General features: G+C 71.5%; 14 protein-coding genes. 3 read left to right on the forward strand and 11 right to left on the reverse strand.

All coding sequences use genetic code 11. The features are described 5' to 3' along the window. Position 1: 1 nt before the first annotated feature. Entirely contained in the window at positions 2–1,753 is a 1,752-nt protein-coding gene (locus J8N05_RS31970) for a condensation domain-containing protein (protein ID WP_247706591.1), read from the reverse strand. A 243-nt stretch (positions 1,754–1,996) separates the two neighbouring features. Between J8N05_RS31970 and J8N05_RS31975 the strand changes: the two genes are divergently transcribed. Continuing rightward, positions 1,997–3,388 carry a DegT/DnrJ/EryC1/StrS family aminotransferase gene (locus tag J8N05_RS31975; protein ID WP_210888961.1) on the forward strand — a complete coding sequence of 464 codons (1,392 nt, stop codon included), beginning with the start codon at positions 1,997–1,999 and terminating at the stop codon, positions 3,386–3,388. Between the two features lie 74 nt (positions 3,389–3,462). On the opposite strand, the gene J8N05_RS31980 is transcribed toward J8N05_RS31975, so the two are convergent. From J8N05_RS31980 to panD, 10 genes are all read right to left on the reverse strand, one after another. Further along, on the reverse strand, positions 3,463–4,473 hold the full coding sequence (locus J8N05_RS31980; protein ID WP_282108180.1) for a transketolase family protein: 1,011 nt from the start codon (positions 4,471–4,473) through the stop codon (positions 3,463–3,465). Between the two features lie 11 nt (positions 4,474–4,484). Then, a complete protein-coding gene (locus J8N05_RS31985) occupies positions 4,485–5,294 on the reverse strand; it encodes a transketolase (RefSeq protein ID WP_210888962.1) in 810 nt (269 codons plus the stop codon). Then, positions 5,291–6,355, reverse strand: a complete 1,065-nt coding sequence (locus tag J8N05_RS31990; protein WP_210888963.1) for a M20/M25/M40 family metallo-hydrolase — start codon at positions 6,353–6,355, stop codon at positions 5,291–5,293. The genes J8N05_RS31985 and J8N05_RS31990 overlap by 4 nt, the downstream gene beginning before the upstream one ends. Beyond that, positions 6,352–7,182, reverse strand: a complete 831-nt coding sequence (locus J8N05_RS31995) for a [LysW]-aminoadipate kinase (protein WP_247706592.1) — start codon at positions 7,180–7,182, stop codon at positions 6,352–6,354. Before J8N05_RS31995 ends, J8N05_RS31990 begins: the two co-directional genes overlap by 4 nt. 10 nt (positions 7,183–7,192) lie before the next feature. Further along, positions 7,193–8,224 carry an N-acetyl-gamma-glutamyl-phosphate reductase gene (argC, locus tag J8N05_RS32000; protein WP_210888964.1) on the reverse strand — a complete coding sequence of 344 codons (1,032 nt, stop codon included), beginning with the start codon at positions 8,222–8,224 and terminating at the stop codon, positions 7,193–7,195. After that, the gene (locus tag J8N05_RS32005; RefSeq protein WP_210888965.1) at positions 8,212–9,078 is read right to left on the reverse strand and encodes a RimK family alpha-L-glutamate ligase; all 867 of its coding nucleotides are present in this window, start codon (positions 9,076–9,078) and stop codon (positions 8,212–8,214) included. Before J8N05_RS32005 ends, argC begins: the two co-directional genes overlap by 13 nt. Next, the gene (locus J8N05_RS32010) at positions 9,075–9,239 is read right to left on the reverse strand and encodes a lysine biosynthesis protein LysW (protein ID WP_210888966.1); all 165 of its coding nucleotides are present in this window, start codon (positions 9,237–9,239) and stop codon (positions 9,075–9,077) included. The genes J8N05_RS32005 and J8N05_RS32010 overlap by 4 nt, the downstream gene beginning before the upstream one ends. 83 nt (positions 9,240–9,322) lie before the next feature. Beyond that, positions 9,323–10,636, reverse strand: a complete 1,314-nt coding sequence (locus J8N05_RS32015) for a helix-turn-helix domain-containing protein (RefSeq protein WP_247706593.1) — start codon at positions 10,634–10,636, stop codon at positions 9,323–9,325. 300 nt (positions 10,637–10,936) lie between these two features. Next, positions 10,937–11,095 (reverse strand): hypothetical protein, encoded by a 159-nt coding sequence (locus J8N05_RS32020; protein WP_210888969.1) that lies wholly within the window; start codon positions 11,093–11,095, stop codon positions 10,937–10,939. Between the two features lie 409 nt (positions 11,096–11,504). Further along, entirely contained in the window at positions 11,505–11,924 is a 420-nt protein-coding gene (gene panD, locus J8N05_RS32025; RefSeq protein ID WP_210888971.1) for an aspartate 1-decarboxylase, read from the reverse strand. 614 nt (positions 11,925–12,538) lie between these two features. On the opposite strand from panD, the gene J8N05_RS32030 reads away from it, so the two are divergent. After that, on the forward strand, positions 12,539–12,799 hold the full coding sequence (locus J8N05_RS32030; protein ID WP_210888973.1) for an acyl carrier protein: 261 nt from the start codon (positions 12,539–12,541) through the stop codon (positions 12,797–12,799). Positions 12,800–12,891: 92 nt separating this feature from the next. After that, positions 12,892–13,077 carry an MbtH family protein gene (locus J8N05_RS32035; protein WP_210888975.1) on the forward strand — a complete coding sequence of 62 codons (186 nt, stop codon included), beginning with the start codon at positions 12,892–12,894 and terminating at the stop codon, positions 13,075–13,077. The last annotated feature ends 6 nt before the right edge of the window (positions 13,078–13,083 follow it).

The following is a 13,083-nucleotide window of genomic DNA, read 5'->3' on the forward strand; positions in this document are numbered from 1 at the left end:
CTCAGAAAGCCCGCAGATCGGATTCGATCTCTTCGAGTTCGTGCTGGCTGAGCGAGCTCAGGGTCAGGTCGGACGGGGTGAGTCCGCCCGCACCGGGTTCGCGGGCGTGCGCGACCAGGGTCCGCAGCATCCGGAACCACGCGTCCGCCAGTTCGCGGGTGTCCGCCTCGGACACGACGCTGTCGGCCCAGGCCCAGGTGGCCCGCAGCTCCGGACCGTCCGCCCGGTCCACCGTGGCCGCGTTGACCTCGATGCTGTGGGCCATGGGCATCCCTGATCCCGTGTCGTCCAGACCGGTCCCGTACTCCGGTACGACCGACCAGTCGGCGTCGTCCGCGACCTCGAAACGGCCCAGGTAGTTGAAGACGAACTCCGGCTGGGCCGCCTCCTTGAGCAGTGCGCCCGTCTGCGGGTTCAGATAGCGCAGGAGGCTGTAGCGGACCCCCTTGTCGGGAACGCCGCGCACCTGTTCCTTGATGCGCTTCACCGCGTCGCCCACCGCGGGACCGGCGGCGTGCACCTCCGCCATGTCCGGTTCGCCCAGGTCGAGCCTGATCGGGAACAGGCTGGTGAACCAGCCGACGGTCCGGGAGAGATCCACCTCCGCGAGTGCGTCCTCCCTGCCGTGGCCCTCCAGGTGCAGCAGTGCGGTGCCGTCGCCCGCCGTGCCGCGTGCGCGGTGCCAGTCGCCCAGCGCCAGCGCGAGTCCGGCGAGGAGTACGTCGTTGACGCCGGCGTTGAACAGCGACGGCACCGTGGTCAGCAGCGCCTCGGTGAACTCGGCGGGCAGCGACTCGGTGAAGCTCCGGTCGCGGCTTTCGAGGTCCTGCCCCGGGACCCTCGGCCGGTCGCCGAACCGGGCGGCGCCGGGACGCAACCGCTCCAGCCAGCCGGGGAGTTCGGCGACGGCGGTCCGCGTGTGCGCCTGCTCGGCCAGGACCTGGGACCAGCGGCGGAACGAGGCCGGCACCGGGTCGAGGGCGATCGCGGCGCCCTTCTCGACCGCCCGCCAGGCCGTCGCGAGATCGGCGGCCAGGACACGCCAGGAGATCGAGTCGACGGCCAGGTGATGGACGACCAGGGCGAGCAGGCCCCGGCGGTCCGGTCCGGCGTCGAACCACACGGCCTGGAGGACGTTGCCCTCCCGGGGACGGAGCCGGTCGCGCGCCGCGTCCGACTCCTGCCGGACCAGCGCGGCCACGTCCTGTTCGGAGCGCCCCGCCACGTCGGTCCGCCGGACGGCGGAGCCTGCGTCGACCGCGCCCGCGGGCAGGGTCTCCAGCGCCCAGTCCGCCCCGTCGTCGGGCACGGACAGCCGCAGGCGCAGGACGTCGTGGTGGTCGAGCAGGGCCTGTGTCATCGCGATCAGCCGGGGCTGCGTCAGCCCCGCCGGGGTGCGCAGGACCGCGAACTGGTTGTAGGTGTCGAGCACACCGCCGCGTTCCCGGAGCCAGTGCATGATGGGCGTGGTGACGACCGGCCCCACCCCGCTGTCCGCGACGGGCGCCGGCTCCCGGTCCAGCGTGGTGGCCGTCTGCGCCAGCGCCGCCATGTCCCGCCGTGTCAGCACGTCGCCGACGGTGATCCGCAGACCGGCCTTCCGTGCCCGGCTGACGAGTTGCATGGCGATGATGCTGTCTCCGCCGAGCGCCACGAACCCGTCGTCGATACCGACGTCGCTCACCCCGAGCACATCGGCGACCAGGCGGCACAGGACACGCTGGTGCCGGGTGACCGGAGTTTCCCCGGCCACACTCGAATTCGGTTCATCGAAAGGGCTGCTCACGTATTCCCTCATTCCGAGTCCGGTCTGGAATCAGGAACGAAGTTAGCGAGCGGCGTTCGCCGTCTGCGGCAGTCGGAGCGGCAATTCGACGGAGCCCCGGCGGAGGAACGCGGCCGAATTGCCGGTGCGATTGCCGCCGGACGCGACGGCGCGCGCGGACGATGACATGCGCGACGTACGGACGGAATCACATCGAGAAGAGGCTCAGCGGTGACAATCCAGCAGACGGTCCAGCCGACGGTCGACCTGGCGATGTTCGGCGGTGGCCGGGCCGTACCCAGGAAACTCGGGATCAGGCCCTGGCCGATGGTGACCGACCAGGACGAGCAGGCGGTCCACCGGGTCCTGCGGTCCGGCCGGTTCACCTCCGCCTCGTCGGGCGAGCAGGAGATCACGGGCCTGGAGCGGGAGTGGGCGCGGCACGTCGGCACGGAGCACTGCGTGGCGGTGAGCAACGGAACCGCCGCGCTGTCGGTCGCGCTGGGCGCCGCGGGGGTGGAGCCCGGCGACGAGGTCATCGTGCCCGCCCTGAGCTTCATCGGCAGCGCCGCCGCCCCGCTGCACCTCATGGCCGTACCGGTGTTCGTGGACATCGACCCCGTCACGTTCAATCTGGACCCCGCGGCGGTCGAGGCCGCGATCACCGGCCGGACCAAGGCGATCGTCGTGGTCCATCTGCACGGTCTGCCCGCCGAGCTGGACGAGATCACCGCGATCGCCGACCGGCACGGGATCACCGTGGTCGAGGACGCGGCTCAGGCGCACGGCGCCCGGTACCGGGGCCGGTCCGTGGGCTCGTTCGGCGCGGTGAACGCCTTCAGCCTCAACGTCAGCAAGAACCTCGCCACCTGCGGTGAGGGCGGCCTGATCACGACCGACGACGCGGACGTGGCGACGCGGGCGACGATGCTGCGGCAGTTCGGCGAACTCATTCCGGCGGGCGGCGAACGCAGTTACGTGGCGCATCTGCTGGGCTGGAACTGCAAACCGAACGCGGTGCAGGCGGCCTTCACCCGCAGCCGACTCGCGCGGCTCCCCGCCGAGACGGCCGTCCGCGAGGAGAACGTCCGCCGGCTGCTGGGGCGGCTGGCCGCGTACCCCGGCTTCCTGGTGCCCGAGGTACCGCGGGACCGCACCCATGCCTGGCACATCCTGCGCATCCGGGTGAGTCCCGCCGCCTTCGGACTGGCCGACGCGTACGCGGGCCCGCTGCGGGCCGTCGTCCAGCGGGCCCTGCGTGCCGAAGGGGTGCCCGCCGTGCCCTACCAGCTGCAACCGCTGCCCGCGCAGCGGGTGTTCACCGGCCGGCGCGGGTTCGGCGCCTACCCGTGGGCGTTGCCCGGCGTCGTGGACCGTCCCTACCGTGCCGAGGACTTCCCGGCCACCCTGCGGGTCCTGGACGACTCCTTCACGATCCAGAAGGCTCATCTGCACCCGGAGTCGGGCCCGTTGCTCGACCGGTACGCCGACGCGTTCGAGAAGGTCTGGCAGCACCGCGAGGCGCTGGCCGCCATCGCCGCGACGACGGACTACACGCCGCACTGGGAGCGTGCCTCGGAGATCGCCGACACCGAGTGGGCCGGGGCGTTCCCCGCCCGGTGAGCCCCTCCCCCTCAGCGCACTGCACCCCATGATCCGGGTCCCGGATCATGGGGTGCAGTGCGCTGAGGGGGAGTTCAGGCCAGCAGCCGTCGTACGTGCCCGGTCACCGTCGCGGCGGAGATCCCGTTGCGCGCCAGCAGATGCCGGTGCCCTCCGGTGCCGGCGGCGAACCTGTCGGCGACCGCCACTCGCCGTACGGGGCAGGCGACGCCGAGGTCGGCCACGACCTCGGCCACGGCGGAGCCGAGACCCCCGGCCGCCCAGTGCTCCTCGACGGTGACGATTCCGCGGGTACGGGTGGCGGCCTCGACGATCGCCTCCCGGTCGAGCGGTTTGACGGTGTGCATGTTGAGCACGGCCGCGTCGATCCCGGCGCGGGCCAGTTCGTCGGCGGTCTCCACCGCGGTGAGCACGGGGTGCGGTCCGGTGGCGATCAGCGTCACGTCGGTGCCTCGGCGCAGGCGCTGCGCGACCCCGATCCGTACCGGCTCCGCCTCCGGCGGCAGGCTCGGCGTGGCGCCGCGTCCGAGGCGCAGGTACACCGGTCCCGGCAGCTCCGCGGCGGCCCGGACCAGGGTGTCGGTGGCGGGACCGTCCGCGGGGACCAGCACCGTCATGTTCGGCAGCATCCGCATGACGCCGAGGTCTTCCAACGCGTGGTGGGTGGACCCGAGATGTCCGGCGGACAGCCCGCCGTGGGTGGCGGCGATCCGTACCGGCAGGTCGTTCCAGGCGATGTCGAGCTTCACCGCCTCCAGCGCGCGGGTGGCGGCGAAGGTCGCCATGGTGTTGACGAAGGGGATGCGGCCGGACCTGGCGAGTCCCGCCGCCACACCCATCAGGTTCTGTTCCGCGATACCGAGGTTGAGGTAACGCGGCGCGCTCTCGCCCCATGCGGTGGCGGAGAACAGACCGGTGTCGCTGTCCAGGCAGACGTGGCGTTCGTCCCGGCCCATCAACTCGACCAGGACGTCCCGGTACACCTCCCGGCCCGCGCGGGCCTCGGTGGGATCGGTGGACGCCGTGAGTTCGGCGGACGCGGTGGGTTCGGCGGACGCGGTGGGTTCGGCTGTCACGACGGACATGTCGTCTCCGTTCAGGGTCGTTCGCCGCGCAGCACCGCCGCACGGGCACGCCGGTGCCCGCGCTCGGTGAGCCGGACGTAGTGGCTGCGGGCCTGGCCCTCGATGTAGGGCAGTCCCTTGCCCTTGACCGTGCGGGCCAGCAGCACGGTCGGTCTGCCCGGGGTGTGCGGGACGCGCGACAGGGCCGTACGCACCTGGTCCGGCTCGTGTCCGTCGACGTCGAGCACCGTCCAGCCGAAGCTGCGCCAGCGGTCCCCGAGCGGCTCCAGGCCCATGGTCTCCTCGGTGTCGCCGCTGATCTGGAGGCCGTTGCGGTCCACGATCGCCACCAGCCGGTCCAGGCCCTGGGCGCCGGCCGCCATCGCGGCCTCCCAGACCGAGCCCTCCTGCAGTTCGCCGTCGCCGAGCACGACGAAGCAGCGCCGGTCGCTCCCGTCCAGCCGTGCGGCGAGCGCGAAGCCGACACCGAGCGGCAGTCCGTGGCCGAGCGACCCGGTCGGCATCTCGACCCCGGGGACGGCCGGATTGGGGTGCGCGGTGAACATGCTGTCCGCAGTGCCGTAGCTCGCCAGCAGTTCCTCGGGGAAGAAGCCCCGCTCCGCCAGGACGGCGTACAGTCCGATCGCGCCGTGGCCCTTGCTCAGCAGCAGGATGTCGCGGTCCGGGTCCTGGGGCCGCTTCGGGTCGATCCTCAGCACGTCACGGTAGAGGGTCACCAGGATCTCGACCATGGACATCGAGCCGCCGAGGTGTCCGCCCTCCGGGTTGGCGCACATCCGCACGACGAGTTCCCGTACCGTGCGCGCGTGGTCGTCGCTCATCGGTTCTCTCCGGTGAGGTGTTCGCCCAGTCCGGCCAGCGCACGGGTCAGCACCCCGATGCCGAACAGGTACTCGGACAGGTTGATGTGTTCGCGGTCGGAGTGGTCCAGGCCGCTGTCCCCCGGCCCGTAGGTGGCCATCGGTACGGTCCACCGCTCTGCCAGGGTGTTCATGTCGGAGGTGCCGGTCTTCACCTTCGCCCGCGGGGTGCCGCCCTGTGCGCGGATCGCGACCGACAGCGCCCGCACCACGGGGTCGTTGCGGCCGACCCGGCAGGCGCGCACGGTGTTGACGACCTGGAGCGTGTCCGGGTCCAGCCGCCCGGACAGCGCGCTCACCAGGCTCTCGGTGTCGAAGCCCGGCGGAATCCGGATGCTGAACTCCGCGGTGGCGGACGTCAGTCCGCCGTCGATCGACGTCAGGGTCGGGCCGGGAGCGTCGAACCGGGCGTGGCTCGCCTCCGGACCGAGGAGGTCCAGCAGCTCCGTCCAAGCCCGGGCCGCCAGTTCGGACGCCTTGGGCACGACGTTGCTGGGGTGGGTCGCCTCGCACCGTACGTGGTAGCGCAGGTCGAGCTTTCCCTTGTAGCCGAGGACGACCGTGTCGCAGCCGCTGGGCTCGCCGATGATCAGCGCGTCCGGCGGCTCGTGCGTACGGCGGATCTCCATCGCGCCGCGGGACATCGTGGTCTCCTCCTCCACCGCGCCCACGACCACGATCCGGCCGCGGAAGCCGGTACTGCCGGCGGCGGCGCAGATCATCGTGGCGAGCGGTCCCTTGGCGTCGACCGCGCCCCTGCCGTACAGGCGGTCGCCGTCCACCCGCACCGGGATGTCCCCCGGCACGGTGTCCAGGTGCCCGAGCAGCATCACCGTCGGCCCCGGGCCGCGCCGGATCTCCCCGACCGCGTTGCCCGCCGCGTCGATGCGCGCGGTGAGACCGGCGCCGCGCATGGCGTCCACCACGTGGGCGGCCAGCTCCGACTCCTCGAAGGACGGTGAGGGGATCTTCAGCATGCCGTGCAGCAGTTCGACCGCTGCCGGGTCGGAGAACGTCGTCACGCCTCCTCCAGGAGCACTTCGGTGCACGCGCCCGCCAGGGCCTCCTGGACCGGACGCGGCCCGCGGCCGTCCGCGATCAGGACGCGCCGCACACCGGACAGCAGTGCGTCCCGGGCCGCGATCAGCTTGACCGCCATTCCGCCGGTGACCACCGGGGGCGCCCCCCGGCGGGGGACCCGGCAGACGGGGAGCACCGATTCCTCGTCGTACCGGTCGGCCAGCACCCCCCTCGCCCCGGTGAGCAGCACGAGGGTGCTCGCCCGGACGGCGCCCGCGAGGGCCGCGGCGACGCGGTCCGCGTCCACGTTGACCACCCGGCCGTCCTCGGCCACGGCAGGCGGCGACACCACGGGCAGCAGCCCCGCGGTGAGCAGGGTGGACAGCAGGTCGCCGTTGACCGCGACGATCCGTCCGCAGTGGTCGTCCCTGACCATGATCCGGCGTCCGTCGAGGAGTGCGCGGTGCGCCGGTTTGCGGGCGGCGACGAGAAGTCCGGCGTCCAGGCCGGTCAGCCCGACCGCGTCCGCTCCGGACGCGCGCAGGGCGGCCAGCAGCCGGGGTTTGACGGAGCCGGCCAGCGCCAACTGCACCACTTCGAGCGTCGATTCGTCGGTGTACCGGGTCGACACCCCGTCCGGGGCGACGAGCCGGCGCGAGGGTACGTCGAGGCGTTCGGCGAGCCGGTCGATGTCCGCCGAGCCGCCGTGGGCGAGGACCACCGGCCTGCCGCCGCGGTGCACGGCGGCGACGTCCGCGCAGATCGCCTCCGACCGCACGGCGGCGTTGCCGCCGCATTTGACCACAAGGATGTCGTGCATTCGCTTCATCAGCCTCACGTCAGTTCGGATGCAGTCCGGTGAATTCCAGCCCTGTCCGCTCCGGCCAGCCGAAGCGGACGTTCAGGCATTGCACCGCGCCGCCCGCGCCGCCCTTGACGAGGTTGTCGAGGGCGCCGATCAGGACCGCGGTGCCGTCGTCCGCGGACACCGCGAAGCCGACGTCGCAGAAGTTGGATCCGGTCAGGATCTTCGGCTCCGGGAGCCGGTACAGGCCCTGCCGCTGGGCGACGACCCGGACGAACGGCTCGTTCCCGTACGCCGCGCGGAACGCGGAGCGGACGTCTCTCTCCGACACGCCGGACGCGAGGTTCACGTGGGCCAGCACCTGCACGCCGCGGACCGCTTCGACGCCGGTGGCGGTCATCCGCACGGTGTGGCCGGTGGCCTGGGCGATCTCGGCCTCGTGCCGGTGCCGGGTGGGAGCGAACACCCGGAGGGCGCCGCTGCGTTCGGCATGGGCGCCGGCGGCTCCGGCGGAGACGCCGGATCCGCTGGAACCGGTTCTGGCGTCCACCTTGACCGTGCCCTCGATCAGCCCCGCCCGGGCCAGCGGCCGGACCGCGAGGATGCCGGCCGTGGCCATGCAGCCGGGAACGGAGATCCGGTCGCTCGTGGCGAGTTCGGCGCGATGCCATTCGGGCAGCCCGGTGGTGAACTCGGGAATCAGCTCCGGCGCGCTGTGCGTGACCCCGTAATAGGACGCGTAGACGTCGGGGTCCCGCAGGCGGAAATCGCCGGACAGATCGATGACCGTCCCGGCCAGTTTCAGGAATTCGGCCATCCTTCCCATGGTTTCCCGATGCGGAGCGGCCAGGAGAAGCACATCGAATTCGATGTCCCGCAAGGTGTCGTGGCCGACGAAGCACAGCTCCGTGTGGCCGCGCAGATTCGGATGGGGGCCGTCGACGCGGCGTCCGGCCAGGCGGTCGGAGGTAGCGGCCACGACGGTGACCCGTGGATGACCGTGCAGCAGCCGCAGCAGCTCGCCGCCGATGTAGCCGGACGCCCCGACGATCGCTACTCGGAGCATGAGCGTGACTTCTCCAGGAGATGGTCGACGATCCGGTCGGCGACGGAGACCGCGTCGCCCAGGGCCTGTTGGAGACCGGAGAACTCGACACCGTGGTTGACCTCCAGGACCAGGACCTCTCCCGTCTCGTCCTCGATCAGGTCGACACCGGCGATCTCGGCCTCCACCGCCTGCGCGGCCATGACCGCGAGTTTCGCGAGGTCCGGTGTCAGGGGGCACAGTTCGCTCACGGCGCCCCGCGCCACATTGGTCCGCCAGTCCTCGCTGCGCCGGTAGGTCGCGGCCAGCGCCTCGCCGCCCACCACGATCACCCGGATGTCCCGGCCCGGTTTGGCTATCCATTCCTGCAGGTAGACGATCCGCGCCTGTGGTGAGGGCAGGGCGGCGACGTACTCCAGCACGGTCTCCGCGGTCCGCCGGTCCGGCAGCGCGGAGACCAGCCGGCCCCACGAGCCCTGCAGCGGCTTCACCACGGCCGGATAGCCGAGGCCGTCCAGTGCCGTCAGCGCGGCTTCCGGGGTCAGCCCGAGGGCCGTTCGCGGTGTCGGGAGTCCGGCTTCGACGAGCGCCGCGGACGTGCGCCACTTGTCGCCGCACAGCGCGGTCGCCCGCGCGGAGTTGACCACCGTCGCGCCCGCCGCCTCCAGCGCGTCGGCCGCGTACGTCGCCCTGGCGAGCCCGATCTCCCTGTTCAGCACGATCGGGTGAGGGAAGCGGTCACCGAGCCGGTGCCACCACTCACGGCTGTCGATGTGCCGATGGGCGATCCCTCTGCGGGAGAGCGCTTCGAGGATTCTCTTCTCGCTGGCCCGCACACGGGACGCGAGGACCGCGAACGGCTCGGCGCCGTTCACTCGCCCCAGTCCTCTTCGATCTCCGGCGCGAGAGCGGCCCGTATCGGATCCAGCGTGAGGATCTCCAGTTCGCTGGCGCATTCACCGCATTCCACTATCTCGCCAATCACCGGTGTTCCGGCGGGAACCACCGCGTTCTCGCATTCCGGGCAGGTGACCATTTCCAGTCCCTTTCATCGACGGCCAAGACACGGGTAAACGTAGGGGCCGCCGTGGGCCCCGGTAGGCAGAAGCAGCGGCAGTCTCAGCCGGCCCGGGCCACTCCCGCCGGGGTGCGGTCCCGCCCGTGCAGGAGCCGCACCAGGTGCAGCGCCGTGAAGTGCTCGGGCAGATGGGCGCCCGCCGGCCGTACCAGGCCGTGGACCAGCAGGGCGTGCAGGGCGGCGGCCGGATCCGGCACGAGGTGGTCGAGGTCCGCGACCGTCCAGTGCGGACGGTCCGCCACCTCGGCCAGCACCCGGCGGTGGCGCTCGGTCACGATGCCGACGCTGCGCGCCAGGGAGCGCAGCAGGTCCTGGCAGCCGCAGCCCGCCGGGGAGGAGAGCAGGGAGGAGTCGCGGCCGGCCCGGGCCAGCAGGAGTTCGGGCGGGTACACCAGGCACCAGCCCGCCGCGTACTCAAGTGCCCTGGGTACGCCGTCGAGCCAGCGGCACAGGCCCGCCACGGCGTGCGCGTTGTCCTGCCGGAGCCGGAACCCCGGCCGTGACCGGCGCATGTGGGACAGGAACAGGGCCACGGACGCGACCTCGCTCAACCGGGCGTGGTCGTAGTCACGCGCCTCCTCCGGCACGGCCATCGCGGTGAGCGGCAGGACGCGTTCACCCGGCAGGTGTCGCGGTGTCAGGCCGGTCACCACGACGCGCAGCCCCGGACGGCGCCGCAGCAGTTCGCCGATGTCGACCCTGCCGGGGCCCGGGGCGTCGTCGCCGTCGATCACCAGCAGGTCGTACCGATCGCCGATCGCCTCGACGAGGTCGTCGGTCGAGCCGGCGGCACCCGGCGGCCGTTCGCCGGAGCCGGAGCCGGCCGCGGGGATCGCGCCGCAGCAGAGGGGATCCCCGGCCGGGGCGTACCACCCGACCCGGCGGCCCCTGGCGCGCAGCACCTGGGCCGCCTCAAGCACCAGATGTGTCTTGCCGATACCGCCGATGCCGACGACGCTCACCAGACGGTGGCCGTGCACGGTCACCTGATCGAGCAGGACCTGCAGCTCCGCCTCCCGGCCCACCAGCGCGCCGGGCGGAGCGGGTGGCTCCGGCAGGGCGGGCTGCGCGGGCAGTTCGAACAGTGAGACCCGCAGGTCCGCCGGGCTTCCTCCGGCGGCGTGCAGTTGCAGACGCTCCGTGTCGCCCAACCGCAACGCGTCGGCGAGCAGCCCCACGCTCTCCCGCCGGGGCCGTCGCACCCGTCCGCTCTCCAGGTCCCGGATCGCCCGGACGCTCAACGTGGCGAAGTCCGCCAGCTGTTGCTGGGTCAGCCCGGACCGGCCGCGGTGCCTCTTCAGGAGCTCGGCGAAGGGAACCGTCTCGCGGGCCCCCTCCGACGGTGCCGGCGGCACCGGCCGCTGCCGCGGGCCGCCCGCGGCACGTTCGCGTAATGAGATTCCCGTTGCCGTGCTTTTCCCGACGGCATGCGGGCTGACATTCAGGCGCCGGGCGATCTCCCCGTAGGTGTCCCCGCGCGCCACATGTCCGAGTGCTTCTCTTTCCCGGTCACCAATTTTCCGGACAGCATCCCGTATTTTATTGCTCACGGAGTCGGGCGCCCTTTCTCTGTACGATTCCTGCGTTCCGGGGACCTGCTGGACCACAGACTCCGGAAGTCGCCACGGGTCGACTTCCCCGTGTATACCTGCAGGTCATCCCGCTATGCGGCCCCAACCGCTGTCGTCGCCGGGCGTGGCGGAGGCAGTCGTCGTGTAGTCGGCGCTCCCCGTGTCGGCGGCGGCGGTGCCGGCGACGGTGCCGACGGTCAGCGCGAAGAGAACGGTGGCCACGAACACACGGACAGACTTCATGGTTTCTCCCAGAATTCAGAGTGAGGAATGTTTGGAAGGTCCCGTCCGGCGTTGTCCGGCCGTTTCCCCTTCCGCTCTTCCAGGATGGTGGGCGCCCGCCCCACAATCCACCGACCGAGCCATTCACCAAGTTCTCCGGCACCAAAGCGGGGGGTGAACGAAAAACCCACGGGGCCGCAATCGATGGCAATACGGACGCCGTCGGCGGGGTGCGGGCCGGTTCCGGGAGCCGGTCCCGGCCGTCCACGACCGCGCAGACGTCGGAACCCCGTATCCGCGCCAGGACCCCGTACATGCGAAAGCCGGCCCTGGACAGGGCCGGCGTGGTCGCGCGGCGGTACGGCGGGGCCGGTGGCCGGCGCTCCCGAGGTCTCCTCGTGAAGCGCAGGCCGCGCCGGCCCGCGATGTCTCAGCCGGCCTTCACCCTGTCCCCGGCGATCAGCCCGTGGCCGTCGGGCGCCGATCCCAGGGCGTCGCCCAGCTGCACGACCTCGTTGTGCTCGTCCACGAAGACCACGCGGGGCTCCACCTTCGACGCCTCCGCGTCCGCCACCGCCGCGTAGGCGATGATGATCACGAGGTCGCCGTTCTGGACGAGACGGGCCGCGGCGCCGTTGACGCCGATGATCCCGCTGCCCCGGGGCCCCTCGATCACATAGGTCTCCAGCCGGCTGCCGTTGTTGATGTCCACGAGGTGGATCAGCTCGCCGGGGAGCAGATCGGCCGCGTCCATCAGGTCGGCGTCGAGGGTGAGGGAACCGACGTAGTTCAGGTCGCACTGAGTGATCGTGGCTCGGTGGATCTTGGACTTGAGCATGGTACGGAACATGGCTGTCGCCTTTCGGGTTCAGTGCCTTCTGGTCTGGAACCACGCGTGGACGTCGGCGGGAAAGAATGTGGTGAAGCCGCCCCGGAAAACACGCGGATGAATGCTCGTACAGCGCAGGCGGGCAGTTCGCGGGGCACGGTGGCCGGACGAACGATCGGCATCGGCGGTGGCCGCGTGAATCGGCCCTCGTACGGATGCCATGAGCACGCACGAAAATATCTTCGACGGCGGTCGTCGAGTATTCCATGCGAAAGCGGCCGTCGCCAGACACGTATTTCCGGGACACCGCGGTGATTTGGGGTACCGACCGCCCCCGAGCTGTCCCGAAGCCGCCGCCGGCCAGGGCTCCAGTCGCTCCGAGACACTGGGTGAACTGCGGCGGAACAGAATACGGATTCCCTCCGCACCCCCTGTCCGCGTGGCCTGTTCTGCTCGCTTGGGCGTGAAATGTGACCCGCTCACTTTCATGTCGCGCAGTTTGCTGAGGGGGCTGGGCACTGGAGACGAATTACCCACCGGAGTCACAGTGAGAAGGCACCGAAGGCGTATGCGAATAAGCGCATTCGCCCTCTGCTGCGGAAGTCCGAAGTCGTCAAGCGTGAAGGGGACGGAATATGACGGTGGACAGCGCGACCGAGGAGGCCCGGGCGATCGCCGTACGGATCGCCACGGTCTTCAAAGAGGTGCTGGGCGCACAGGACGTGCCCGACACGAGCAGCGGATTCCTGGACATCGGCGGCGACTCGCTGACGGCCGCGCGGGCGGTGTCCCTCATCAGTTCGCGACTGGGCGTACGGATCACCGTCCGTGACCTGTTCCGGTCCCAGACCCCCGAGTCGCTCGCCCTCGTGGCGCTGCGGCGCCCGGCCGCCTGACCCGCTCCGTGGCCGGCCGCTCCGGGCCGGCCCGCGGTGAGGGGCGGCAGTACCGATCGCACGTCCGTAACGACTTTTCGAGAGGTGAAGGCATGGTGGCGCAGACGTACCGCGTGGTGGTGAACGGCGAGGAGCAGTACTCGGTCTGGCCGACGGGACGGGAGCTGCCCGCGGGCTGGTTCGATGAGGGCACCTCCGGCTCCAAGGAGGACTGCCTCGCCCATGTCGAGCGGGTGTGGACCGACATGCGGCCGCTCAGCCTCCGCCGGGCGCGGTGAGACGAC

This window comes from Streptomyces liliiviolaceus (assembly GCF_018070025.1).
In the GTDB taxonomy this organism is placed as follows: Bacteria; Actinomycetota; Actinomycetes; order Streptomycetales; family Streptomycetaceae; genus Streptomyces; species Streptomyces liliiviolaceus.

Excerpts from the sequence above, each read along its gene's own strand:
- J8N05_RS31980 (WP_282108180.1), bottom strand. The coding sequence starts at position 4,473 with ATGTCCGTCGTGACAGCCGAACCCACCGCGTCCGCCGAACCCACCGCG.
- J8N05_RS31985 (WP_210888962.1), bottom strand. The coding sequence starts at position 5,294 with ATGAGCGACGACCACGCGCGCACGGTACGGGAACTCGTCGTGCGGATG.
- J8N05_RS31995 (WP_247706592.1), bottom strand. The coding sequence starts at position 7,182 with ATGAAGCGAATGCACGACATCCTTGTGGTCAAATGCGGCGGCAACGCC.
- argC (WP_210888964.1), bottom strand. The coding sequence starts at position 8,224 with ATGCTCCGAGTAGCGATCGTCGGGGCGTCCGGCTACATCGGCGGCGAG.
- J8N05_RS32010 (WP_210888966.1), bottom strand. The coding sequence starts at position 9,239 with ATGGTCACCTGCCCGGAATGCGAGAACGCGGTGGTTCCCGCCGGAACA.
- J8N05_RS32020 (WP_210888969.1), bottom strand. The coding sequence starts at position 11,095 with ATGAAGTCTGTCCGTGTGTTCGTGGCCACCGTTCTCTTCGCGCTGACC.
- panD (WP_210888971.1), bottom strand. The coding sequence starts at position 11,924 with ATGTTCCGTACCATGCTCAAGTCCAAGATCCACCGAGCCACGATCACT.
- J8N05_RS32030 (WP_210888973.1), top strand. The coding sequence starts at position 12,539 with ATGACGGTGGACAGCGCGACCGAGGAGGCCCGGGCGATCGCCGTACGG.
- J8N05_RS32035 (WP_210888975.1), top strand. The coding sequence starts at position 12,892 with ATGGTGGCGCAGACGTACCGCGTGGTGGTGAACGGCGAGGAGCAGTAC.